General features: G+C 70.4%; 18 protein-coding genes. 12 read left to right on the forward strand and 6 right to left on the reverse strand.

The genetic code is table 11. The annotated features are described in order from the left end of the window. Positions 1 to 107: 107 nt before the first annotated feature. The 7 genes from VGN50_RS07620 (at position 108) to VGN50_RS07650 (ending at position 7,728) form a co-directional block, all read left to right on the forward strand. Positions 108 to 1,325, forward strand: a complete 1,218-nt coding sequence (locus VGN50_RS07620; protein WP_327444128.1) for an acetyl-CoA C-acetyltransferase — start codon at positions 108 to 110, stop codon at positions 1,323 to 1,325. A 3-nt stretch (positions 1,326 to 1,328) separates the two neighbouring features. Continuing rightward, positions 1,329 to 2,291, forward strand: a complete 963-nt coding sequence (gene meaB / locus VGN50_RS07625) for a methylmalonyl Co-A mutase-associated GTPase MeaB (protein WP_327444129.1) — start codon at positions 1,329 to 1,331, stop codon at positions 2,289 to 2,291. 96 nt (positions 2,292 to 2,387) lie between these two features. Further along, positions 2,388 to 3,953: a serine/threonine-protein kinase gene (locus tag VGN50_RS07630; protein WP_327444130.1), complete on the forward strand. Its 1,566-nt coding sequence runs from the start codon at positions 2,388 to 2,390 to the stop codon at positions 3,951 to 3,953. Positions 3,954 to 4,038: 85 nt separating this feature from the next. Then, positions 4,039 to 5,058 carry a GNAT family N-acetyltransferase gene (locus VGN50_RS07635; RefSeq protein ID WP_327444131.1) on the forward strand — a complete coding sequence of 340 codons (1,020 nt, stop codon included), beginning with the start codon at positions 4,039 to 4,041 and terminating at the stop codon, positions 5,056 to 5,058. A gap of 2 nt (positions 5,059 to 5,060) precedes the next feature. Continuing rightward, positions 5,061 to 5,369 (forward strand): thiamine-binding protein, encoded by a 309-nt coding sequence (locus tag VGN50_RS07640; RefSeq protein WP_327444132.1) that lies wholly within the window; start codon positions 5,061 to 5,063, stop codon positions 5,367 to 5,369. A 58-nt stretch (positions 5,370 to 5,427) separates the two neighbouring features. Then, complete coding sequence (locus VGN50_RS07645) at positions 5,428 to 5,943, forward strand: MarR family winged helix-turn-helix transcriptional regulator (RefSeq protein WP_327444133.1); 516 nt, start codon at positions 5,428 to 5,430, stop codon at positions 5,941 to 5,943. Positions 5,944 to 6,000: 57 nt separating this feature from the next. After that, entirely contained in the window at positions 6,001 to 7,728 is a 1,728-nt protein-coding gene (locus tag VGN50_RS07650) for an acyl-CoA mutase large subunit family protein (protein WP_327444134.1), read from the forward strand. Here VGN50_RS07650 and VGN50_RS07655 read toward each other — a convergent pair. Continuing rightward, on the reverse strand, positions 7,704 to 8,375 hold the full coding sequence (locus VGN50_RS07655) for a TetR/AcrR family transcriptional regulator (protein WP_327444135.1): 672 nt from the start codon (positions 8,373 to 8,375) through the stop codon (positions 7,704 to 7,706). The genes VGN50_RS07650 and VGN50_RS07655 overlap by 25 nt on opposite strands. Before the next feature lie 171 nt (positions 8,376 to 8,546). Here VGN50_RS07655 and VGN50_RS07660 point away from each other — a divergent pair, with 171 nt between their 5' ends. The 4 genes from VGN50_RS07660 to VGN50_RS07675 are packed head-to-tail and all read left to right on the forward strand — an operon-like array spanning position 8,547 to position 11,544. Next, positions 8,547 to 9,167, forward strand: a complete 621-nt coding sequence (locus tag VGN50_RS07660) for a hypothetical protein (RefSeq protein WP_327444136.1) — start codon at positions 8,547 to 8,549, stop codon at positions 9,165 to 9,167. Then, positions 9,167 to 10,156 carry a hypothetical protein gene (locus VGN50_RS07665; RefSeq protein WP_327444137.1) on the forward strand — a complete coding sequence of 330 codons (990 nt, stop codon included), beginning with the start codon at positions 9,167 to 9,169 and terminating at the stop codon, positions 10,154 to 10,156. Before VGN50_RS07660 ends, VGN50_RS07665 begins: the two co-directional genes overlap by 1 nt. 33 nt (positions 10,157 to 10,189) lie before the next feature. Then, positions 10,190 to 11,179: a tetratricopeptide repeat protein gene (locus tag VGN50_RS07670; protein WP_327444138.1), complete on the forward strand. Its 990-nt coding sequence runs from the start codon at positions 10,190 to 10,192 to the stop codon at positions 11,177 to 11,179. A gap of 23 nt (positions 11,180 to 11,202) precedes the next feature. Next, the gene (locus VGN50_RS07675) at positions 11,203 to 11,544 is read left to right on the forward strand and encodes a hypothetical protein (protein ID WP_327444139.1); all 342 of its coding nucleotides are present in this window, start codon (positions 11,203 to 11,205) and stop codon (positions 11,542 to 11,544) included. 31 nt (positions 11,545 to 11,575) lie between these two features. Here VGN50_RS07675 and pgm read toward each other — a convergent pair whose 3' ends face one another. From pgm to VGN50_RS07700, 5 genes are read right to left on the reverse strand one after another with little or no spacing between them, the layout of a single operon-like run. Then, complete coding sequence (pgm, locus tag VGN50_RS07680) at positions 11,576 to 13,219, reverse strand: phosphoglucomutase (alpha-D-glucose-1,6-bisphosphate-dependent) (RefSeq protein WP_327444140.1); 1,644 nt, start codon at positions 13,217 to 13,219, stop codon at positions 11,576 to 11,578. Next, the gene (gene glgB / locus VGN50_RS07685) at positions 13,216 to 15,726 is read right to left on the reverse strand and encodes a 1,4-alpha-glucan branching protein GlgB (protein ID WP_327444141.1); all 2,511 of its coding nucleotides are present in this window, start codon (positions 15,724 to 15,726) and stop codon (positions 13,216 to 13,218) included. The genes pgm and glgB overlap by 4 nt, the downstream gene beginning before the upstream one ends. Beyond that, the gene (locus tag VGN50_RS07690) at positions 15,723 to 17,156 is read right to left on the reverse strand and encodes a maltokinase N-terminal cap-like domain-containing protein (RefSeq protein ID WP_327444142.1); all 1,434 of its coding nucleotides are present in this window, start codon (positions 17,154 to 17,156) and stop codon (positions 15,723 to 15,725) included. Before VGN50_RS07690 ends, glgB begins: the two co-directional genes overlap by 4 nt. Continuing rightward, positions 17,149 to 18,864 carry a maltose alpha-D-glucosyltransferase gene (gene treS, locus VGN50_RS07695; RefSeq protein ID WP_327444143.1) on the reverse strand — a complete coding sequence of 572 codons (1,716 nt, stop codon included), beginning with the start codon at positions 18,862 to 18,864 and terminating at the stop codon, positions 17,149 to 17,151. Before treS ends, VGN50_RS07690 begins: the two co-directional genes overlap by 8 nt. Further along, positions 18,864 to 20,981 (reverse strand): alpha-1,4-glucan--maltose-1-phosphate maltosyltransferase, encoded by a 2,118-nt coding sequence (locus VGN50_RS07700; protein ID WP_327444144.1) that lies wholly within the window; start codon positions 20,979 to 20,981, stop codon positions 18,864 to 18,866. Before VGN50_RS07700 ends, treS begins: the two co-directional genes overlap by 1 nt. Before the next feature lie 130 nt (positions 20,982 to 21,111). On the opposite strand from VGN50_RS07700, the gene glgP reads away from it, so the two are divergent. Further along, a partial coding sequence (glgP, locus tag VGN50_RS07705; RefSeq protein ID WP_327444145.1) for an alpha-glucan family phosphorylase occupies positions 21,112 to 22,306 on the forward strand: 1,195 nt, incomplete at its 3' end.

A 22,306-nucleotide genomic window follows, 5' to 3' on the forward strand; every position in this document is an offset into this window, starting at 1 on the left:
GCATACCTGCGTTGTGGTCAGCGCCACCCGCCCGGCCAGGTTCACGCGCCTCTGGCCGCACTAGAGTGCAAGACGGACATCACTCACGGCGCTGGAGGCACATTTTCATGACGACACAGCCTGACCGACCGGTCTCAGTCATCGTTGCGGGCGCACGTACGCCCATGGGCCGGTTGCTCGGCTCACTCAAGGACTTCTCGGGCGCAGACCTCGGCGGCTTCGCCATCAAGGGCGCGCTCGACAAGGCCGGTGTCAGCCCCGAGCAGGTCGACTACGTGATCATGGGCCAGGTGCTCCAGGCCGGCGCGGGCCAGATCCCTGCGCGCCAGGCGGCCGCGAAGGCGGGCATCCCTATGACCGTCCCGGCCCTGACCATCAACAAGGTCTGTCTCTCCGGCATCAACGCCATCGCCATGGCCGACCAGCTGATCCGAGCCGGCGAGGTCGACGTGGTGGTCGCCGGTGGTCAGGAGTCCATGACCAACGCTCCCCACCTGCTCACCAAGTCCCGCGAGGGCTACAAGTACGGCGATGTGCCGCTGCGCGACCACATGGCCTTCGACGGCCTGTGGGACGCCTTCACCGACCAGGCCATGGGACTGCTCACCGAGCAGGCGAACTCCGGTGACCAGCAGTTCACCCGCGAGCAGCAGGACGAGTTCTCCGCGCGCAGCCACCAGCTCGCCGCTCGGGCGTGGAAGGACGGCCTGTTCGAGGACGAGGTCGTCGCGGTCTCCATCCCCCAGCGCAAGGGTGACCCGGTCGAGTTCAAGACCGACGAGGGCGTCCGCGCCGACACGACGACCGAGACGCTGGGCAAGCTGCGCCCGGCGTTCTCCAAGGACGGCACCATCACCGCCGGCTCCGCCTCCCAGATCAGCGACGGTGCCGCTGCCGTGGTCGTGATGAGCAAGGCCAAGGCGGAGGAGCTGGGCCTGACCTGGCTCGCCGAGATCGGCTCGCACGGCATGGTGGCCGGCCCCGACTCGACCCTCCAGCAGCAGCCGGCTCGCGCCATCGCCAAGGCATGCGAGCGCGAGGGCATCACCCCGGCCGACCTCGACCTGGTCGAGATCAACGAGGCGTTCGCCGCCGTCGGCCTCGCCTCGGCCAAGGAGCTCGGCATCGAGCTCGACAAGGTCAACGTCAACGGCGGCGCCATCGCGATGGGCCACCCCATCGGCATGTCCGGCGCCCGGATCGCCCTGCACCTCGCGCTCGAGCTCAAGCGTCGCGGGGGTGGCATCGGCGCTGCCGCCCTGTGCGGTGGCGGTGGCCAGGGTGACGCCCTGATCGTGCGCGTGCCCCGCTCCGAGAACGGCTGACGCTTGGCCCCCCGCACCGTCGATGTCCCTGCCCTGGTCGAGTCGGCCAGGGCAGGGTCGCCTCGCGCCGTGGCCCGCCTCATCTCGCTGGTCGAGGACGCCCACCCTGCCCTGCGCGAGGTGATGGCTGCGCTGGCACCCCACACCGGCAACGCCCACATCATCGGCGTCACCGGTAGCCCGGGGGTCGGCAAGTCCACGTCGACGAACGCCCTCGTCGCGGCATACCGGGCCCAGGGCAAGCGCATCGGCGTGCTCGCCGTGGACCCGTCCTCCCCCTTCTCCGGCGGAGCGCTGCTCGGCGACCGGGTCCGCATGCAGGACCACGCACTCGACCCTGAGGTCTACATCCGCTCCATGGCCAGCCGGGGCCACCTCGGCGGCCTGTCGTGGACGACCCCCCAGGCGCTGCGCGTGCTCGACGCCGCAGGCTGCGAGGTCATCCTCATCGAGACGGTGGGTGTCGGGCAGTCCGAGGTCGAGGTCGCGGGCCTGGCCGACACCACCATCGTGCTGCTCGCCCCGGGCATGGGCGACGGCATCCAGGCTGCCAAGGCGGGCATCCTCGAGATCGGTGACGTGTTCGTCGTCAACAAGGCCGACCGCGAGGGGGCGGATGCGACCGTCCGCGACATCCGCCACATGATCTCTCTCGGCGACCGCACCGAGCCCGGCCTCTGGCGTCCTCCCGTGGTGAAAACCGTTGCGGCACAGGGCCAAGGCGTCGACGAGGTCATCGAGGCGATCGAGAAGCACACGTCGTGGATGGAGGAGTCCGGCACCCTGCGCGACCGCCGGGTCGCTCGCGCAGGCGACGAGATCGAGTCGATCGCTCTCCAGCAGCTGCGCGCCAAGATGGGCGACCTGCGCCACGGCAACGGTGTGGACGAGCTCGCGGCCGCCGTGGTGGACGGCACGACCGACCCGTATGCCGCGGCCGACCAGATCGTCGCCGCGCTGGCCTGAGTGCCACGCTCGGGGGGAGGCTCACGGCAGGGCTGAGTGCCAAGGTGGGGGACTGCGTCGTAGGGTGATCCCCGACCCGACGAGAGGAACGCACGCGTGCATCCCCAGGTGATCGCCGGCCGCTATGAGGTGGTGCGAGCCATCGGCAGCGGTGGCATGGGCACCGTCTGGCTCGCTCGCGACACCGTGCTCGGACGCGAGGTCGCCATCAAGCGAGTCGGCGCGCTGCCGGGCGACCCTGCTGCCGCCGCCCGGGCGATGCGCGAGGCGCGGATCGCTGCCTCGCTGAACGACGTCCATGTGGTCGGGGTCTACGACATCGTCGACGAGGACGACGCCCACTGGCTCGTGATGGAGTACGTCGACGGCCAGAGCCTCGCCGAGCAGATCCGCGACGAGGGCCCGTTGCCGCCGCGCCGCGTCGCGGCCATCGGGGCAGCCGTGGCCGGCGCCTTGGCCAAGGCTCACCAGCGCGGCATCGTCCACCGTGACGTCAAGCCCGGAAACATCCTCATCACCTCGTCCGGGACCCCCAAGGTCAGCGACTTCGGCATCGCCCGAGCCCATGCGGACGACCAGCTCACCCAGACCGGGTTCATGACCGGGACTCCCAGCTACCTCTCGCCCGAGCTGGCCCGTGGCGGCGACCCGACACCGGCGTCCGACGTATGGGCCTTGGGCGCGACCCTCTACTCCGCGGTCGAGGGGGAGCCGGCCTACGAGGCGCAGGCCAACCCGCTGGCCACCTTGCAGACGATCGCCTCGGGTGCGCCACGTCCCATGGACCTCGCCGGGCCGCTCGGCGGTGCCATCGCCGCCATGATGGAGCCGGACGTGCACCGTCGCTGGGACATGGCGACTGCTGCCCAGTACCTCGGCCGCATCGCCGGCGGAGACTCCACCATGGCGTTGCCCGTCGGGGCCGCCTTTGGCGCCGGAGCCGCGGCGACCGAGGTGATCCCCGATGCCGGAGCGACGCAGGCCCTCGGCGGACCGCCCGTCGTGCCACCCTCGGAATACGACCCAGGTCCCGTCGGCCCCGGCGGGCCCTCCTCACCGGCGGGCCCTTCCGGCCAGGAGCCGCGGTCGCGGGCCGGCTGGTGGGTCCTCGGCGCGATCCTGCTGCTCCTGCTCATTGTCGGCTTGGCCTACGCGCTGTCCGGCGGGTTCGCCAGCAAGGCGCCCACCCCCGGGACGACCACCACGGTGACCTCGACGAGCACACGGACACAGACGGTCTCACCCTCGACCACGCACACGTCCAGCTCGTCGTCGTCGACCTCGACGACGTCGACGACGACGCCGCCGCCCACCACGACGACCAGCACGACGACCGCGCCGCCCAAGAGCGCGGCTCAGATGCAGGACTTCATCAAGACCTACTACCGCGACGTCACCGATGCCAACAAGCGCGACCAGACGTGGGCCGAGCTCACGCCGGCGATGCAGTCCCAGGCGGGCGGCCGGGCCGGCTACGAGGGGTTCTGGAGCACGATCTCGAAGGTGGACGTCCACGGCATGACGGCTGACCCGAAGACCGGGATCGTGACCGCTCAGCTGACCTTCCACCTGGTCACCGGCGGCACCAGCGACGAGACGCACCGGCTCGAGCTGGTGAGCGGCGGCCAACCGTACCTCATCAACAGCGACACACGGGTCTGACGGCCTGGCGCCTATCCCGTCCAGGGTTGAAGCCGGTACGAAAACCATTGGCTTCACGCGCTCCCGCGTCCCTACCGTGGTGCGCATGGAGATCCGCCCCCTCAACCGCCACGACGAGGCCGAGCTGGCGCGGTTCCACGCCGTCAGCGTCGCCGCGGAGGGGTTCGAGCGCCCGCACGCGCCCACGTGGGGGTTGCGGGAGATGTGCGTCGAGCTCACCGACGAGGACCCCACCCAGCGCACCGACGCTGTCGTCGCCGTGGACGGCGATGAGCTGGTCGGCGCCGGGATAGCCTGGTCGCCGCTGACCGACAACCGCCACATGTCGTGGCTCATGCCCTGGGTGGCGCCGGAGCACAGGCGTCAGGGGATCGGCTCGGCCGTGCTCGCGGAGCTCGTGGCGCTCGCCCAGGCGGACGGCCGCACGGATCTAGCCATGGAGACGGCCTACCCGTTCGAGTGGCGCGAGGACCACCCGTACCGCCGGTTCGCCGAGAAGAACGGCTTCCAGCTCGCCAACACCGAGATCGCCAGGGCCCGCTCCCTGCCGGTGGACGACGTCGACCTCGACGCCTTCATCGCCGAGGCGGCTGGGCACCACCCCGGCTACCGCATCGAGACCTTCGACGCACCCCTCCCCGAGGAGCTGCTGCCGTCCCTGTGTGACGCCTACAACCGGCTCGCGGTCGATGCCCCAGGCGGCGACCTGAGCTTCGAACCCGAGGCTCTGACGCCGGCTCTCGTGCGCCGCCACGAGGAGCAACGACGACGCCAGGGGCGGCGCAAGGTCACAACGCTGGCCCTCACCTCGACCGGTGAGGTCGCGGCATACAGCGAGCTCGTGGTCCCGGCCCAGGACGAGAACCTCCCCAACGTCTGGCAGTGGGGCACGCTCGTGGTCGCGGCGCACCGGGGGCATCGTCTGGGTCTGGCCATCAAGGCTCGCGGGCTGAAGGAGCTCCAGCTTCGGGTGGGGCCCGAGCGCACGCGCGTCCTCACCTGCAACGCCGAGCAGAACGGCTACATGGTGTCGATCAACGAGCGGCTCGGCTTCCGCACGGTGGAGGTGACGCCGGCCTTCCTCCTGCGGCGGCATACGGTGTAGGCATGCTCGTCGCCTTCTCCGTCGCCCCATCCGCTGCCGCCGACTCCGAAGGGTCGGTGAGCGCTGCCGTCGCTGCCGCCGTCGAGGTGGTCCGTTCCTCAGGTCTGCCCAACCGCACCGACGCCATGTTCACCACCATCGAAGGTGAGTGGGACGAGTGCATGGCCGTGGTCAAGTCTGCGGTCGACGCGGTGGCCCAGTTCGGCCCGCGCGTGAGCCTCGTGCTCAAGGCGGACATCCGTCCTGGGTATGCCGGTGAGCTCACCGCGAAGGTCGAACGGCTGGAGTCTGCGCTGCGCGAGCGGGCGTAAGCCGAGCCGCGCTGAGATGGTCCCGCCGCGGCGTGGTCCTGCCCACTAACCTGCCTTCGTGCCGAAGCCGATCCGCCTGCCGTTCGACCCGATCACCCGGGCGGCTCAGCTGTGGACGCGTCGCTGGGGGCGTACCTCCCAACCGCTGGCGATGGCGAGCGCCACGTCGATCATGCGCGTGCAACAGCTGCTGATCACCGACTACGACGCGATCGTCGGTCGCCACGGGCTGACGTTCGCGCGCTACGAGGCGTTGGTGCTGTTGGCGTTCAGCCGCGACGGCCGCCTGGGGATGAGCAAGATCGGCCAGCGCCTCATGGTGCACCCCACCAGCGCCACCAACATCATCCAGCGGCTTGATGCCCAGGGCTTCGTGCAGCGTGTCCCGAACCCCGACGACGGCCGCGGCACGCTGGCGGTCATCACCGACGCCGGTCGCGAGGCGATGGAGGCGGCCACGACAGACCTGGTCAACGCCAGGTTCGGTCTGGGCATGCTGACCGCGGCGGAGCACGAGCAGCTCTTCGACCTGCTCCGCAAGGTGCGGCTGGGGGCCAGCGACTTCCAGGCCTGAGCCTCGCGTCGTGAGCCGGACTGGAATTTACTAGGACGTCCTAGTAAATTCGGGCCTATGACCTCGAGCCCTGACTCTCAGACGACCGGTGCCGCCCGCTGGCAGGCCCGCTACGACGCCGCCCAGGCCAAGGGGCAGGTGCGCGATGCTGACTTCACCACGCTCTCGCAGATGCACGTGGAACCGGTCTACGGTCCCGCAGACGGCTCCGAGGTCCCCGAGCGGATCGGCTGGCCGGGGGAGTACCCGTTCACCCGTGGCCTGTACCCGACGGGCTACCGCGGACGGACCTGGACGATCCGTCAGTTCGCCGGCTTCGGCAACGCGGTGCAGACCAACGAGCGCTACAAGATGATCCTCGAGCGCGGCGGCGGCGGTCTGTCGGTCGCGTTCGACATGCCGACGCTCATGGGTCGCGACTCCGACGACCCCATGAGCCTGGGCGAGGTGGGCCACTGCGGTGTGGCCATCGACTCCGCCCAGGACATGGAGGTGCTGTTCAACGACCTCCCACTCGAGGACATCACGACGTCGATGACGATCAGTGGCCCGGCAGTTCCCGTCTTCTGCATGTACCTCGTCGCGGCCGAGCGCCAAGGCGTCGACCTGGGCGTGCTCAACGGCACGCTGCAGACCGACATCTTCAAGGAGTACATCGCCCAGAAGGAGTGGCTGTTCGCGCCTGAGCCGCACCTGCGCCTGATCGGCGACCTGATGGAGTACTGCGCCGAGCACATCCCGGCATACAAGCCGCTGTCCGTCTCCGGCTACCACATCCGCGAGGCCGGCTCCACGGCCGCGCAGGAGCTCGCCTTCACCCTCGCCGACGGCTTCGGCTACGTGGAGCTGGGCCTGTCCCGGGGGCTCGACATCGAGAAGTTCGCCCCCGGCCTGTCCTTCTTCTTCGACAGCCACCTCGACTTCTTCGAGGAGATCGCCAAGTTCCGCGCGGCCCGTCGCATCTGGGCGCGGTGGATGCGCGACGTCTACGGGGCGAAGACCGACAAGGCCCAGTGGCTGCGGTTCCACACCCAGACCGCCGGCGTGAGCCTGACGGCCCAGCAGCCCTACAACAACGTCGTGCGCACCGCCGTCGAGGCCCTCGCGGCCGTCCTCGGCGGCACGAACTCCTTGCACACCAACGCGCTCGACGAGACGCTGGCGCTGCCCAGCGAGCAGGCCGCCGAGATCGCCCTGCGCACCCAGCAGGTCATCATGGAGGAGACCGGCGTCGTCAACGTCGCCGACCCGCTCGGCGGTAGCTGGTACGTCGAGGCCCTGACCGACCAGATCGAGGCCGAGGCCGAGAAGATCTTCGAGACGATCAAAGCCATGGGCGAGCTGGGCAAGCCCCGCAACGCCCAGGGCGACGTCGACCACGCTGTCGGGCCCATGACGTCCGGCATCCTGCGCGGGATCGAGGACGGCTGGTTCATGTCCGAGATCGCCGAGGCCGCCTTCCAGTACCAGGTGGCGCTGGAGAAGGGCGACAAGAAGGTCGTCGGCGTCAACTGTCACACCGCCTCGATCACCCACGAGCTCGAGATCCTGCGCGTGAGCCACGAGGTCGAGCGCGAGCAGGTCGCCACGCTCAAGGGCCGCCGCAGCGCGCGGGACGAGGCGGCTGTGGCCGCCGCAGTGCGCCACTTGGTCGAGGTGGCGCGCACCGACGACAACATGGTGCCCGCCATGCTCGACGCGGTCCGGGCCGAGGCGACCCTGGGCGAGATCTGTGACGCTCTGCGCGACGAGTGGGGCGTCTACCGCGAGCCGGCGCGGTTCTGAGACGCCGCGTCGAGCGCAGCGTCCTCACGCTGCGCTCGGCGTAGCCGCGCGTAGGCGACGTCCGCCAGTAGCTCGATGAGAGCGTCCACGAAGGCGTCGTCCGGCTCGCCCGTGGCCAGCGCGCGGTGCATGACAGAGCCCACGACCACGTCGGCCAGCAGGTCCACGTCGACCATCTCCGCGCGGATCTCGCCGCGCCCGATGGCTCGCTCGACCGAGGTCGCCACCAGGGCCTGGAGCCGCGTCGACAGTGACTCACGCACCTGGCGCCCGACGCCGCCGGGGTCGCGGGCCGACTCGGCGAGCAGCGCGGCATACGCGGCTCCGATCGAGGGGTCGCGCATGAGCCGCGCCGCCTCGCCGATGCCCGCACGCATGTCCGCCGCCAACGACCCGTGGTCCTCGACATCGATCGTGTCGAAGGTCACGGCCACGGCGTGGATCGCGAGCTCGACCTTGGACGGCCACCGGCGGTAGAGCGTGCTTTTGGCCACACCGGCCTTGTGGGCCACGACCTCCATCGACATGCGTGCCACGCCCTTGTCGGCGAGCACCTGACGCGCAGCCTGGGTGATCGCCTGCTCGGTGGCCTCCTCGCGGGGCCGTCCGGGCCGGCGGGTGCGTGAGGACTTCGCTCGTAGAGTCATCACGGGCGATCATGCCATCGACCGCTTCCGCGGGCGTCGCCATCGACCCCTTTCTCATCGCTTCTCATGCGCTCCAGATTTGTCCTGGCGAGGCGGTCTGGGTCATGGTGGATGGACTGCCGGCTGCGTGGAGACCGCCCGCGCCGGCCCGCTCACGTAAGGATCTGTCCTGTGTCCAAGCTGGCCCGACCAGCCCTGCACGCGGCGCTGACCGTGGCAGGTCTGGTGCTGCTCGTCCTGGGGACGTGGTTCACCGTGCACCTCGGCGTGTCGGGAACTGCGTCGTTCCGGACGACCCCGCGAGACGGCGTCGTCGTCCTCGAGCCGTCCGTCCTCAACCGGGTGGACGGCCCGGTGACCGTCGCCGCGCGGGGCGCCCACGGGCAGCCGCTCTTCCTGGGGGTGGCCACTCCCGAGGACGCCGAGGCCATCGTGGACGGCGCCCAGCGGACGACCGTCAGTGGCCTGCGCCTCCGCGACTGGTCGCTGCGCACCTCGCATTCCGGTCACGGGCCGGCCCCGGCCCTCGGGTCGGCAGATATCTGGCGCGCTGTCGGAAGGGGTGCGGGCACCGTCCGCCTCAGTATCAGCCAGACCGCCGCCCCGGAGTCCGTGGTGGTCACCGGGCAGGACGGCGGCTCCGCCGAGCTGTCGTCGCTGACCGTCACCATGCATCGGCCGGCGTGGTTCCTCGAGTCGCTGCTCGTCGCCGTAGTCGGGCTGCTGGCCCTGGTAGCAGGAGCGTTCGGCCTCTGGCGCGCCCACTCCCCGACCTCGCGGAAGGAGTCCTGATGCGAGCGACCCTGACGAAGGCCGGCGCCGCGCTCGCGGTCACCCTCGCGGTGTCGACAGCCGCTGGGTGTGCCGCCGCCGTCGGTATCCACGACGCGCCGGGCGCCGCGCGCACCGCTGTCGCCCTGTCCCCGGAGCAGGCCGACGTCATCGCGACCCGCGTGCTGACCGATGTCGGCACCGCGACGAGCGCGCCGGCGTCCGCTGCGAAGGCGCTTCGGGCCGCGTCGATGACGGGCAGCGCGCTGACCGTGGCCACGGCCGCGGACCAGCTGGGCGTCACGAGCGCTGCCAGCCTGAACCCCGTGAACGTGCCCCCACAGCCCCGGGTGCTGGCCATCTCCCGAGGCACCGGATGGCCCCGGGTGATCCTCGTGCAGACCACCGACCCCAGTGGCGCCTCGGTGCTCAACCTGCTGTCGTCGCCCGATGTCCGCACGCCGTTCAAGCTGGCTGCGAGGGCGACCATGCACGCCGGCGCCACAGTGCCGGCCCTCGACCCGCTGACGGCCGGCTCGGCCCTGTCCGTGCCCCCGGGCGCGGTAGCGGTCGCTCCGGAGGAGCTCGTCTCGGAGTATGCGGCGAGCCTCGCCTACCCGAAGCCCCAGCCCTCTGCGCACGTGAGCACCAACGACCCGTTCTCGACCGGAGTGCAAGCCAACGCAGCCGCCCAGGCCAAGGCCTTCGGGGCGTTGGCGTCCTTGACCCGGACGCATCGGCCCCAGCCCAGCCAGACCGTGTCCATCGCGCTCAAGGGCGGGGGTGCCCTGGTGTTCGCACTACTGGAGCGGACGGACGACATCACCCTCGCCTCCGGCGGCAAGTCCCTGACGCCGAGCCCGCAGTTCCAGAAGCTGGTCGGGAAGAAGACGCTCACGCAGAGCGCCGAGCTCAAGACCTACGAGACCGTCGTGTTCGCCGTGCCGCCACAGGGTCAGGCCTCCGTCGTCGCGGCCGACGAGACGCTGGTGTCGGCCAAGGGTGCCTGAGCGCCGCGGGGGACCGTGAGGGACAATCCCGTCATGACTGATCAGCCCACCACCCCTGGACTGCGTGGCGCCATCGACCTCGCCAGGCTCGGCGCGCCGTCGCGACCGCCCGCCGCCGGTCAGACCGCTACCGGCGCTGGCGCCTCGGCTGCCCGGCAGACGCCTGCAGGTGCGTCGGCTGCCGCCGTTCCGGGGCGCTCCGGCCTGGTGGTGGAGGCGAGCGACGCGACGTTCTCCGAGATCGTCAACGTCTCGGTCAGCGTGCCGCTGCTGTTGGTGCTCTGGGCCGCGCAGATCCCCGAGTCGCGTGACTACCTCGACACGGTCGCGACGGTCGCGCAGGCCTACGGCGGCCGGGTGCAGGTCGTGAGCATCGATGTCGAGGCCAACCCCGGCCTCCTGCGCGCCTTCCAGGTCCAGACCGTCCCGGTGACGATGGGGCTGATCCAGCAGCAGCCCGTGCCGCTGTTCGCCGGCCCGCAGCCCGCGGAGCAGCTGCGCCCGGTCATCGACGAGCTGTTGGCGCTCGCCGTCCAGCACGGCGTGACCGGGCGGGTCGAGCTGGGGCAGCAGCCGGAGACGGATGAGGACGACGCTTCCGAGACCGCCCTGCCGCCCCTGCACCAGCAGGCCTACGAGGCCATCGAGAGCGGCGACCTCGAGGGTGCCGCGGCGGCATACCGGCAGGCTTTGAAGGAGAACCCCGCGGACGCCGACGCCGAGCTGGGGCTTGCCCAGGTGGGACTGATGCAGCGCACCCACGACGTTGACCTGCAGACGGCGCGGGCGGCCGCCGCCGACCACCCGACCGACGTTGCCGCCCAGACCCTCGTCGCCGACCTCGACCTCCTCGGCGGCCACGTCGACGACGCCTTCCTGCGGCTCATCGACCTGGTCAAGGCGACGAGCGGCGACGAGCGCGAGCGGGCGCGCGCGCACCTGCTCGAGCTGTTCTCCGTGGTCGGTTCGCAGGACGAGCGCGTCCGCAAGGCCCGCACTGCGCTGATGAGCGCCCTGTTCTGACCAGTCCCTCTATCCTCGCGGGTATGCCTGAGGTACCCCAGATGACCAAGCCGAGCGACGAGGGCCGGGCCCGCTTCGATGCCGTGGTCGAGGAGCTCAGCGACGAGCTCGACGTCCAGCGCGCCTCGATGTTCGGGATGCCCTCGCTCAAGCGACGGGGCGGCAAGGCCTTCGCCGGGCTCTACGGCGACGACATGGTGTTCAAGCTCGACGGTCCGGCGCACGCCGAGGCGCTCGGCCTGGAGGGCGCCCACCTGTTCGAGCCCATGGCGGGGCGTCCCATGAAGGCCTGGGTGCAGGTGCCCCCCGCCCATGAGGACCGCTGGGTGGAGCTGGCCCGCGCAGCCGAGCAGGCACTCGGCTAGACCGCCCGCCTGGTGCTCCCGCGTCGGGAGGTCAGCTGCCCAGCGCCGCGCCGACGACCTCTCTGGCCTCGGCCTGCACCTGGGCGAGGTGCTCGGCCCCGCGGAACGACTCGGCATAGATCTTGTAGACGTCCTCGGTACCGGACGGCCGCGCCGCGAACCACGCGCTCTCGGTCGTGACCTTGAGCCCGCCGATGGGGGCGCCGTTGCCGGGTGCCGTGGTGAGCTTGCCGGTGATCGGCTCCCCGGCGAGGGAGTCCGCGGCGACGTCCCCGGGGGAGAGGGCGGCGAGCTTGGCCTTCTGGTCGCGGTTGGCGGGAGCGTCGATGCGCGCGTATGCCGGGTCGCCATGGTGGGCGGTGAGCCCGGCGTAGTGCTGGCTCGGGGTCTTGCCGGTCGCCGCGAGGATCTCGGAGGCCAGCAGGGCAAGGATGATGCCGTCCTTGTCGGTGGTCCAGGCGTGACCGTCGCGACGCAGGAAGGAGGCGCCCGCGGACTCCTCACCGCCGAACCCGAAGCTGCCGTCGATCAGGCCGGGGACGAACCACTTGAACCCGACCGGTACCTCGACGAGCCGTCCGCCGACCTCCGCGGCCACGCGGTCGATCATCGAGGACGACACCAGGGTCTTGCCGATGGCGGCGCCGTCGGGCCAGCCCGGCCGCGCGCCACCGAACAGGTAGCGGATGGCCACCGCGAGGAAGTGGTTGGGGTTCATCAGCCCCGCGTCGGGGGTGACGATGCCGTGGCGGTCGGCGTCGGCGTCATTCCCCGTGGCGATGTCGTACTCGTCCTTGCGCGAGATGAGCGAGGCCATGGCGGACGGCGAAGAGCAGTCCATGCGGATCTTGCCGTCCCAGTCCAGCGTCATGAACCGCCACGTCGGGTCGACGAGCGGGTTGACCACGGTGAGGTCGAGCCCGTGCCGATCGGCGATCTCGCCCCAGTACGCGACGCTGGCGCCACCGAGCGGGTCGGCGCCGATGCGTATCCCGGCGTCCTTGATGCGCTGGAGGTCGAGCACCTGCGGGAGGTCATCGACGTAGGTGCCTAGGAAGTCGTAGGGCTGAGCCTGCGCGCGGGCCCGGCTGAACGGCATACGCCGCACCTCGCCGAGCCCGGACGCGATGAGCTCGTTGGCTCTCGCGGCGATGACCTTGGTGGCGTCGCTGTCGGCGGGGCCCCCATGGGGTGGGTTGTACTTGAAACCGCCGTCGGCCGGCGGGTTGTGAGAGGGCGTGACGACGATGCCGTCGGCCAGTCCTGCGCCCGTGGTGCGGCCCTGGTTCGCCCGCAGGATGGCGTGCGACACCGCGGGCGTCGGGGTGTAGCCGTCGCGGTCGTCGACGAGCACGGTGACGTCGTTGGCCGCCAGCACCTCCAGTGCCGACGACCACGCCGGCTCGCTGAGACCGTGGGTGTCACGACCCATGAACAGCGGGCCGTCGTAGCCCTGGGACGCGCGGTAGTCGCAGATCGCCTGGGTCGTCGCCAGGATGTGCGCCTCGTTGAACGCCGTGCGCAGGCTGGAGCCGCGGTGCCCCGAGGTGCCGAACGCCACCTGCTGGTCGAGGTTCTGCGGGTCCGGCTGCAGGTTGTAGTAGGCCGTCACCAGGTGGGCGACGTCGACCAGGTCCGATGGCTGAGCCGGCTGCCCGGCACGTGGGTCGCTCATGGCTCGAGCTCCTTGGTGCCCTGTTCGACCGCGTCCTCCTCGACCGGCACGAGGTAGACCGCCGACAGCGCCGCCACCCGAACCTCCACCGAGTACGGCTGGCCGTCGGCGGGCTGCTCCTGGGCATCCAGCACGACACCGGCCTGGCTTGGCGTGCCGAACTCGTCGAACCCGCTCGTGTCGAGCAGGACCTGCCAGCGTCCGGCCCTGGGAACGCCCATTCGTAGTGGGTCCCGTGCCAGGCCACCGAAGTTCACCGCGACCGCCACCACTGGCCCCTTGCGGTCCGGGGTGCCGAACCGCAGGTAGGAGTAGGTGTTCCAGGAGGCGTCGTCGGCGTTGAGCCACTCGAACCCGGCGGCGTCGGAGTCCAGCGCCCACAGCGCGGGGTTTTCGCGGTAGACGCGGTTGAGCTCCTTGACGAGGTTGTGCACGCGGTAGTGCGCGGCGTGGTCGAGCAGCCACCAGTCGAGCCCGCGACCGTCGGCCCACTCGGCCTCCTGGGCGAACTCGGTGCCCATGAAGATCAGCTGCTTGCCGGGGTGGCTCCACAGGTAGGCGAGGAACGTGCGCACCGTCGCGAGCTGGTCGTAGCGGCTGCCCGGAATCTTGCGCAGGAGCGAGCCCTTGCCGTGGACGACCTCGTCATGGCTGATGGGCAGCAGGTAGTTCTCGCTGAAGGCGTACACGAGCGAGAAGGTCAGCAGGTTGTGGTGGTACTGCCGGTGGATCGGGTCTTCCTTGAGGTAGCGCAAGGAGTCGTTCATCCAGCCCATGTTCCACTTCAGCCCGAACCCGAGGCCGCCGGTGTCGGTGGGCTTCGTGACGCCCGGCCACGAGGTGGACTCCTCGGCGATCGTCACGATGCCCGGCACCCGCTTGTATGCCGTGGCGTTGGCCTCCTGGAGCAGGCCCACCGCCTCGAGGTTCTCGTGGCCCCCGTGGATGTTGGGGATCCACTCTCCGTCCTTGCGGGCGTAGTCGAGATAGAGCATCGAGGCGACGCCGTCGACTCGAAGCCCGTCGATGTGGAACTCCTCGAGCCAGTAGATCGCGTTGGCCACGAGGAAGTTGCGCACCTGGGAGCGGCCGAAGTCGAAGATGTAGGAACCCCATTCGGGGTGCCAGCCCTTGCGCGGGTCCGGGTGCTCGTAGAGCGGCAGGCCGTCGAAGCGGGCCAACGCCCAGGGGTCGGTGGCGAAGTGTCCGGGCACCCAGTCGAGGATCACGCCGATGCCGGCCTGGTGGAGCCGGTCGACCAGGTATCGGAAGTCATCGGGACGGCCGAACCGCGCGCTCGGGGCGTAGTAGCTGGTGACGTGGTAGCCCCAGGACGGCGGGTAGGGGTGCTCCATGACCGGCATGAGCTCGACGTGGGTGAAGCCCAGGTCCTGGACGTAGTTGACCAGGTGCTCGGCCAGGTCGCGGTAGCTGTGGTGCTGACGCCAGGAGCCGAGGTGGAGCTCGTAGACGCTCATCGGACCGGTGTGCGGGTTGGTCTGGGCCCGGCGCTGCATCCAGGCGTCGTCCTCCCAGGTGTGGCGGGAGTCGACGACCGACGAGGCGCGGCCGGGCGGCAGCTCGGTGGCGCGCGCCATCGGGTCGGCCTTCTCGCGGACCTTGCCGTCGGCGCCGCGGACGAGGAACTTGTAGAGCGTGCCGTCGCCGACGCCGGGGACGAAGAGCTCCCAGACGCCCGACTCGCCGAGCAGGCGCATCGCGTGGCTGCGGGTGTCCCAGCCGTTGAAGTCACCGGAGACGTGCACGGCCTGGGCCCGGGGCGCCCATACGGCGAACGAGGTGCCGACGACGTTCCCCATCGGACCGGGGTAATCGCGGACGTGGGCGCCCAGCACGGTCCAGAGCTGCTCGTGGCGACCCTCGCCGATCAGGTGCAGGTCGATCGGGCCCAGGGTGGGCGCGAAGCGGTACGGGTCGTCCTGCTCGTGCTCGATACCGTCGGCGTAGGTCACCCGCAGGCGGTAGTCCTGGGTCTGGGTGGCATCCCGGCGCAGGCCCCCCCAGACGCCGTCGGCCTCGTGCTGCAGCTCGACGCGCTCGCCGTCCTGGAACACCACCGCGACCGAGGACGCGAACGGGCGGTAGGCGCGGATCATGAGACCGGCCGGCTCGAGGTGATGCCCGAGCAGGTCATGGGGCTGCTGGTGTCGGCCGTCGGCCAGGGCACGGATCGCCTCGGCGGGGGTGGAGATGACCGGGACCGTCTCGGGCTCCCGCACGAGCGGGGGCTCGGTCGCCCGAGCCGTCTGGGTGCTGACCGGGGGGAGGACCTCAGGGGTGGGGAGGGAGCCGCTGTCGGAGCCGGGCCCGGCGGGGGAGTCGGAGCCGGGGTCCGGGTCGGGCAGCCCGAACGCCGGGGAGGCGGCTGCCTCTCGGGGCGCCTGCGCCTCCGGCTGCGGGGCCTCCGGCTGCTGCGCCTCGGCCTCCTGCGCCTCTGACGCTTCTGGCTTCTCCTGCTTGGGCTTCTTGCCGAACTTGGGACTCATGACAGGTCCTTCCTCGCATCGTCGAGCAGCCGAGACACGGCGTCGGTGGGGATGGTCAGCCACGTGGGGCGGTTGCGCGCCTCGTAGACGACCTCGTACAGGGCCTTGTCGAGCTGGAAGGCGATGAGCAGGGCGGCGTCCTGGCGCGGGTCGCGACCGCACTGGGCGCCGTATCCGTCGAGGAACGCCTGTTGGGCGGCGGTCACCCACGCGCGGGCGCTCTGGCCCGGGTGGGAGTGCTCCCAGGACCCCGCCGCGTAGTCGAACGACCGCAGCATGCCCGCGATGTCACGCACCGCCAGGTCCGGCCGGCCCCGCTCGGCCAGCGGCCGCAGCGGCTCGCCCTCGAAGTCGAGCAGCACCCACCCGCGGTCGGGCACGTGGAGTACCTGACCGAGGTGGTAGTCGCCGTGGATGCGCTGGAGCCGTGGCCACGGCGCGTTGACGGCGCGGTCGAACACGGCCGCGATCTGGTGCTCGTATGCCGCGAGCGCCGGCACCTCGGACGCAGCCGAGATGTAGCGCCCGCGCATGCTCGCGACCACCGCGGCGATCGCCTCGGGAGTCACCGGGTCGGTCGGCAGCACCTGGGCCAGGAGCTCGTGGACCTCGGCCGTCGCCGCACCGAGGTCGGAGGCGGCCTGGGTGAAGTCGGCCCCGGCGCCCACCGAGCGCAGGGCCACGCGCCAGGCGTCCTCGGTGCCGGGCAGGAACTCCTGTGCGAACGCGAGGTGCCCCGTGGCCACGCTGTCGTCGGGGGCCGGCCAGGTCGCGCTGACCGCACCGACCATCCTCGGGACCCGGCTGGACCCCGCCTCGGACAGTGCGCCCTGCACGGTCACGTCGGGGTTGTCGCCTGCCTGCAGGGTGCGGAACACCTTGCAGATCAACGGCTTCGGCGCGCCGTCGGAGTCGGTGCAGTCGAAGATGATCGAGGTGTTCGACTGCTCGCCCTTGAGCACCTTGGAACCGACCAGCGTGGTCTCGGCAGTCCAGCTCGGGTGCCGCTCGCCCACGACGCCCGGCTCCGCGGTGTCGGACTGCGAACCCGCCTGGGGGATCGCCTGCCCGAGCACCAGCGCCAGCAGCTGCGCCGCGTAGACAGGGTCGTGAGCGCCGTCGTAGACCCACCGACGGCCCAGGACGCTGTGCTCCATGGTGCCGACCAGCGCATGCCGGGCGCCCTCCAGAGGTGCGCCTCGGTAGGTGAGCGGCACCTGGTAGACCACGGGTTCGGAGCCCCCCTCGTCGACGACGAGAAGCGTCTCGATGCCCACCTCGCCGGCGGGGTCGTCGAGGCGCCACGACCAGAGGCGACGCAGCTTCGGCACCCGGCCCTTGGCGGCATACCAGCGTTGGGTGGACATCCAGACCGGCAGCAGCTCCAGCTTGGTCGGCGACAGCGACGCGGTCTGGTGGATCTCAGCCATGGGCCGCACCCGGCACGAGGCGGAGCCAGAAGAAGTCGCGCGAGCCCAAGGTCAGGGTGATGGTGCCGTCGTCGGCGATCTTGGGGAAGCCCTGGCCGCCGAAGAGGTCCTCGAGCCGTGCCCCCGAGAACTCCTCGGGCACCCGGATCGTGGCCGCCTGAGGTCGCGAGGACAGGTTGTTGACGCAGAGCACGGCCTCGCCGGCCGAGGACGACGAGCCGGCGCTCGGCCACTGCACCCGCAGGAACGCGAGGACGCCCTCGTTGTCGGAGGGGCAGACGTCGAACTCGCCCAGACCGAAGACGGGATGCCGCTTGCGGATCTCGAGCATCGCCCGCAGCCAGTGCAGGAGCGAGGCGCTGCTCGCCATCTGCGCCTCGACGTTGACGTTGTTGTAGTGGTAGACGAGCGAGGACACGACCGGGAGATAGAGCTTGCCGGGGTCGGCGGAGGAGAACCCGGCGTTGCGGTCGGGTGTCCACTGCATCGGGGTGCGGACGGAGTCTCGGTCGTTGAGCCAGATGTTGTCGCCCATGCCGATCTCGTCGCCGTAGTAGAGACAGGGCGAGCCCGGCAGCGAGAGCAGCAGGGCGTGGATCAGCTCGATCTCGGCGCGGCTGTTGTCGAGCAGCGGGGCAAGCCGCCGCCGGATGCCGACGTTGGCCCGCATCCGCGGGTCAGGGGCGTACCAGCCGTACATCGCCGCGCGCTGCTCCGGGGTGACCATCTCGAGGGTGAGCTCGTCGTGGTTCCGCAGGAAGGTGCCCCACTGGGTGCCGGCCGGGATCGGAGGCGTGTCGGCCATGACGTCGATGATCGGCGCCGCCTTCTCTTCGCGCAGCGAGTAGTAGAGCATCGGCATGACGGGGAAGTGGAAGCACATCTGGCACTCAGGCGTGTCCTCCGTGCCGAAGTAGTCCACGACGTCGGCGGGCGGCTGGTTGGCCTCCGCGAGCAGGATCCGGCCCGGGTACTCGGCGTCCACCATGGCTCGCAGCTTGGCGAGGAACTCGTGCGTCTTCGGGTGGTTCTCGCAGTTGTGGCCCTCCTCCTCATAGAGGTAGGGCACCGCGTCGAGACGGAAGCCGTCGATCCCCATATCCATCCAGAACCGCACGACGTCGAACATCGCGTCGTGCACCGCGGGGTTCTCGAAGTTGAGGTCCGGCTGGTGCGAGAAGAACCGGTGCCAGAAGAACTGGCGCCGGATCGGGTCGAAGGTCCAGTTGGAGACCTCGGTGTCGATGAAGATGATCCGCGCGTCGGAGTAGGGCTCGTCGGAGTCGGACCATACGTAGAAGTCACCGAAGGGGCCCTCGGGGTCGGAACGGGACGCCTGGAACCACGGATGCTGGTCGCTGGTGTGGTTCATGACGAAGTCGGTGATGATCCGGATGCCGCGGGCGTGCGCCTGCGAGACCAGCTCCTGGAAGTCGGGCAGCGTGCCGAACTCGGGGAGCACCGCGGTGTAGTCGGCGATGTCGTAGCCGCCGTCGCGCAGGGGGGACGCGTAGAACGGCGGGAGCCACAGGCAGTCGACCCCGAGCCACTGGAGGTAGTCGAGCCGGTTGATGAGTCCTGTGAAGTCGCCTGCGCCGGAGCCCTTGGAGTCGCCGAACCCGCGGACGAGCACCTCGTAGAACACCGCGGTCTTGAACCACTCCGGGTCGTGCTTCAGTCCCGGCTGGGACAGGTTGAGCCCCTGCATCAGAACCTCCTGATCGCGACGATGTGAACGGGTTCGGTCTCCGGACCGACGCGGACGTAGACGTGCTCCCCCCAATGCCACGAGGCTCCGGTGATGAGGTCCTCGGCGGCCATCCCGTCGTGCCAGTCGAGGCCCAGTGCCGGCATGTCGAGATGGATGGTGGTCTCGCGCGTGCTGTGCGGGTCGAGGTTGGCGACGACCACGACGATGTCCTCGGACAGCACCTCGCCGTCGGGTCCGGTCTCCACGCGTCGCTTGGAGAACGCCATGACGTTCTCGTCGTCCACGGGGTGGAAGGTGATGTTGCGCAGCCAGTGCAGGGACGGGTGCTCCCGGCGGATCTGGTTGAGCAGCGTGAGGTAGCCGGCCAGCGACTGCCCCTCCTTGGCGCCGCCCGGCTCGTAGTCCTCCCAGCGCCGGTTCTTGAGCTGGTACTTCTCGTTGTCGATCTGCTCCTCGACACCGGGGCGGGCCACGTGCTCCACCAGCTCGTAGCCCGCGTAGATGCCATAGGTCGGCACCAGCGTCGCAGCAAGGGCGGCGCGCAGCTTCCAGGCCGTCGGGCCGCCGAACTGCATGTAGGGGGTGAGGATGTCGTGCGTGGTGGGCCAGAACGACGGGCGCATGTAGGCCGCCGCCTCGCCAGCCAGCTCGCGGACGTACTCCTCGAGCTCCCACTTGGCGATGCGCCAGGTGTAGTAGGTGTACGACTGCTGGAACCCGGTCTTGGCCAGGGTGGCCATCATCGCCGGCTTCGTGAACGCCTCGGCGAGCCAGATGATGTGCGGGTAGTCCTTGGCCACGTCTGCGATGAGCCACTGCCAGAACTCCACCGGCTTGGTGTGGGGGTTGTCCACGCGGAACAGCGTCACGCCGTGGTCGATCCACACCTGCACGACCCTGCGCATCTCCGCATAGGCGCCCTTGGGGTCGTTGTCGAAGTTCAGCGGGTAGATGTCCTGGTACTTCTTCGGCGGGTTCTCGGCATACGCGATGGAGCCGTCGGCGCGCGTCGTGAACCACTCGGGGTGGGTCTCGACGTAGGGGTGGTCCGGGGAGCACTGGAGAGCGAGGTCCAGCGCGACCTCCATGCCCAGGCTCCTCGCCTCCGCGACGAAGTCGTCGAAGTCGTCGAAGTCGCCCAGCTCGGGGTTGATCGCGTCGTGACCGCCGTCGGGAGAGCCGATGGCGTAGGGGCTGCCCGGGTCGTCCGGGCCGGCGTCGAGGGTGTTGTTGGGCCCCTTGCGGGCCGTGGTGCCGATCGGGTGGATCGGCGTGAGGTAGACCACGTCGAAGCCCATGCGGGCGATGGCGGGGAGCCGCTTCGCCGCCGTGCGCAGGGTGCCCGACGTCCACGCTCCGGTCTCGGGGTCCTGGACCGCACCCTCGGAGCGAGGGAACATCTCGTACCAGGCGCCATACAGGGCTAGCTCGCGCTCGACGAGCAAGGGGTATGCCGTGGACGGGCTCACGAAGTCACGCAGCGGTCGCGCGGCCAGCTCGGCCTTGACGGTGGGGTCCGTGCCGGCGTGCAGCCGCGCGAGAGGGGGCCGGTGCGCGTCGCGCAGTGCGGTCGCGGCATCGCGTAGGACGGCGGCCTGCGCCGGGGTGCGGTCCACCTCGTCGACGGCGCGGTCGAGGATCTTCGCGCCCTCCTCGAGCATGAGGTCGGCGTCGATCCCCGCGGTCACCTTGATCGTGGCGTCGTGGTCCCAGCTGCCGTAGGGGTCTGACCAGCCCTCGACGCGGTAGGACCACAGTCCCTCCGCGTCGGCGGCGACCACGGCCTCCCAGGTGTTCAGCCCCGGGTTCGTGCACGTCATCGACCGGACGTGCTCATCGCCCTCGGGGTCGGTGAGCACGACGGACGCGTTCACCGCGTCATGACCCTCACGGAAGACCGTCGCAGTGATGGTGAACTCCTCGCCGACGACGGACTTGGCGGGGCGTGCCCCGCAGTCCACGGTGGGGCTCACCTGTTGGACGGGTATGCGGCCGATGGGAGTCTGTGGTGGGTCACTGGTGGGAGCGGGTGCCCCCGTGGGGCGGCTGCCGGTGCTGGCTGCGCTCGGCGCGTCAGGGGTCTCGGGCGGGGTTCCCGGGGGGGTCGCAGTCACGCGGACGACGCTACTCGGTCTGGCGGTCCTCGCACCTCTCGGCCGTCTCACGCTGCGGATTCGTGAAATTCGCTGAAAGTCCTGCAAGAAACCGTCAAGGATGGGGTCGGGAGGCCGTAGGATGCCACCCGTGAAGGCCATCCGACGCTTCAGCGTCCGTACTGTTCTGCCCGAGCCCATTGCAGCGCTCGGCGACCTGGCCAGCAACCTTCGCTGGTCCTGGCACCCGCCCACGCGTGATCTCTTCCAGCGGATCGACCCCGATCGCTGGAAGAAGGTCCGCAAGGACCCGGTGCGCCTCCTGTCCGCCCTCTCGCCGCAGGAACTGGCCGATCTGGCCGCCGACGGCGACTTCGTCTCGGCGGTGGCCGCGGCCAAGGCGGACCTCGACACCTATCTCACCGAGCCCCGCTGGTTCCAGGCGTGGGCCGAGGGAGTCGAGGGAGGCGCACCCAAGGCGATCGCCTACTTCAGCCCCGAGTTCGGCATCACCGAGGCGCTGCCGCAGTACTCCGGCGGCCTCGGCATCCTCGCGGGCGACCACCTCAAGACAGCCTCCGACCTGGGAGTTCCCATCGTCGGCGTCGGCCTGTTCTACAAGACCGGCTACTTCAAGCAGAGCCTCAACCGTGATGGCTGGCAGCAGGAGACCTACCCCGTCCTGGACCCCGACGGCCTGCCGCTCAGCCTCATTCGCGAGGAGGACGGCACCCCGTCGGTCATCACGCTGGCCCTGCCGGGTAGCCGCGAGCTGCACGCCCACGTGTGGAAGGCCCAGGTGGGCCGCGTTCCGCTGCTGCTCCTCGACTCCGACGTGCCCGGCAACGACGACGCCGCCCGCAACATCACCAACCGCCTGTACGGCGGCGGCGGCGAGCAGCGACTCCAGCAGGAGATGCTGCTCGGCATCGGCGGCGTGCGTGCCCTGCGTCTCTGGTCGCGCCTCACCGGCGCGCCGGACCCGGACGTCTACCACACCAACGAGGGCCACGCCGGCTTCCTCGGGGTCGAGCGCATCCGCGAGATCACCGCGAGCAACGGCCTGACCTTCGACGAGGCCCTCGAGGCGGTGCGGGCGGCGACCGTGTTCACCACGCACACGCCTGTGCCCGCAGGCATCGACCGCTTCGGCGCCGACCTCATCGAGCTGCACTTCGGCGGCGACCAGGCCGTGGCGGGCGTGCCCGTCGACAAGCTCCACAGCCTCGGTGCCGAGGACTACCCGGGCGGACAGCCCGGCATGTTCAACATGGCGGTCATGGGCCTGCGCCTCGGTGGCCGCGCCAACGGCGTGTCCAAGCTGCACGGTGTCGTCAGCCGCGAGA

The organism is Pedococcus sp., assembly GCF_036000045.1.
Lineage (GTDB): Bacteria > Actinomycetota > Actinomycetes > Actinomycetales > Dermatophilaceae > Pedococcus.

What these genes read in the sequence shown, in the direction of transcription:
- VGN50_RS07620 (WP_327444128.1), top strand. Translation starts at nt 108, where the DNA reads ATGACGACACAGCCTGACCGACCGGTCTCAGTCATCGTTGCGGGCGCA.
- VGN50_RS07635 (WP_327444131.1), top strand. Translation starts at nt 4,039, where the DNA reads ATGGAGATCCGCCCCCTCAACCGCCACGACGAGGCCGAGCTGGCGCGG.
- VGN50_RS07640 (WP_327444132.1), top strand. Translation starts at nt 5,061, where the DNA reads ATGCTCGTCGCCTTCTCCGTCGCCCCATCCGCTGCCGCCGACTCCGAA.
- VGN50_RS07650 (WP_327444134.1), top strand. Translation starts at nt 6,001, where the DNA reads ATGACCTCGAGCCCTGACTCTCAGACGACCGGTGCCGCCCGCTGGCAG.
- VGN50_RS07655 (WP_327444135.1), bottom strand. Translation starts at nt 8,375, where the DNA reads ATGACTCTACGAGCGAAGTCCTCACGCACCCGCCGGCCCGGACGGCCC.
- VGN50_RS07665 (WP_327444137.1), top strand. Translation starts at nt 9,167, where the DNA reads ATGCGAGCGACCCTGACGAAGGCCGGCGCCGCGCTCGCGGTCACCCTC.
- VGN50_RS07670 (WP_327444138.1), top strand. Translation starts at nt 10,190, where the DNA reads ATGACTGATCAGCCCACCACCCCTGGACTGCGTGGCGCCATCGACCTC.
- VGN50_RS07675 (WP_327444139.1), top strand. Translation starts at nt 11,203, where the DNA reads ATGCCTGAGGTACCCCAGATGACCAAGCCGAGCGACGAGGGCCGGGCC.
- pgm (WP_327444140.1), bottom strand. Translation starts at nt 13,219, where the DNA reads ATGAGCGACCCACGTGCCGGGCAGCCGGCTCAGCCATCGGACCTGGTC.
- glgB (WP_327444141.1), bottom strand. Translation starts at nt 15,726, where the DNA reads ATGAGTCCCAAGTTCGGCAAGAAGCCCAAGCAGGAGAAGCCAGAAGCG.
- VGN50_RS07690 (WP_327444142.1), bottom strand. Translation starts at nt 17,156, where the DNA reads ATGGCTGAGATCCACCAGACCGCGTCGCTGTCGCCGACCAAGCTGGAG.
- treS (WP_327444143.1), bottom strand. Translation starts at nt 18,864, where the DNA reads ATGCAGGGGCTCAACCTGTCCCAGCCGGGACTGAAGCACGACCCGGAG.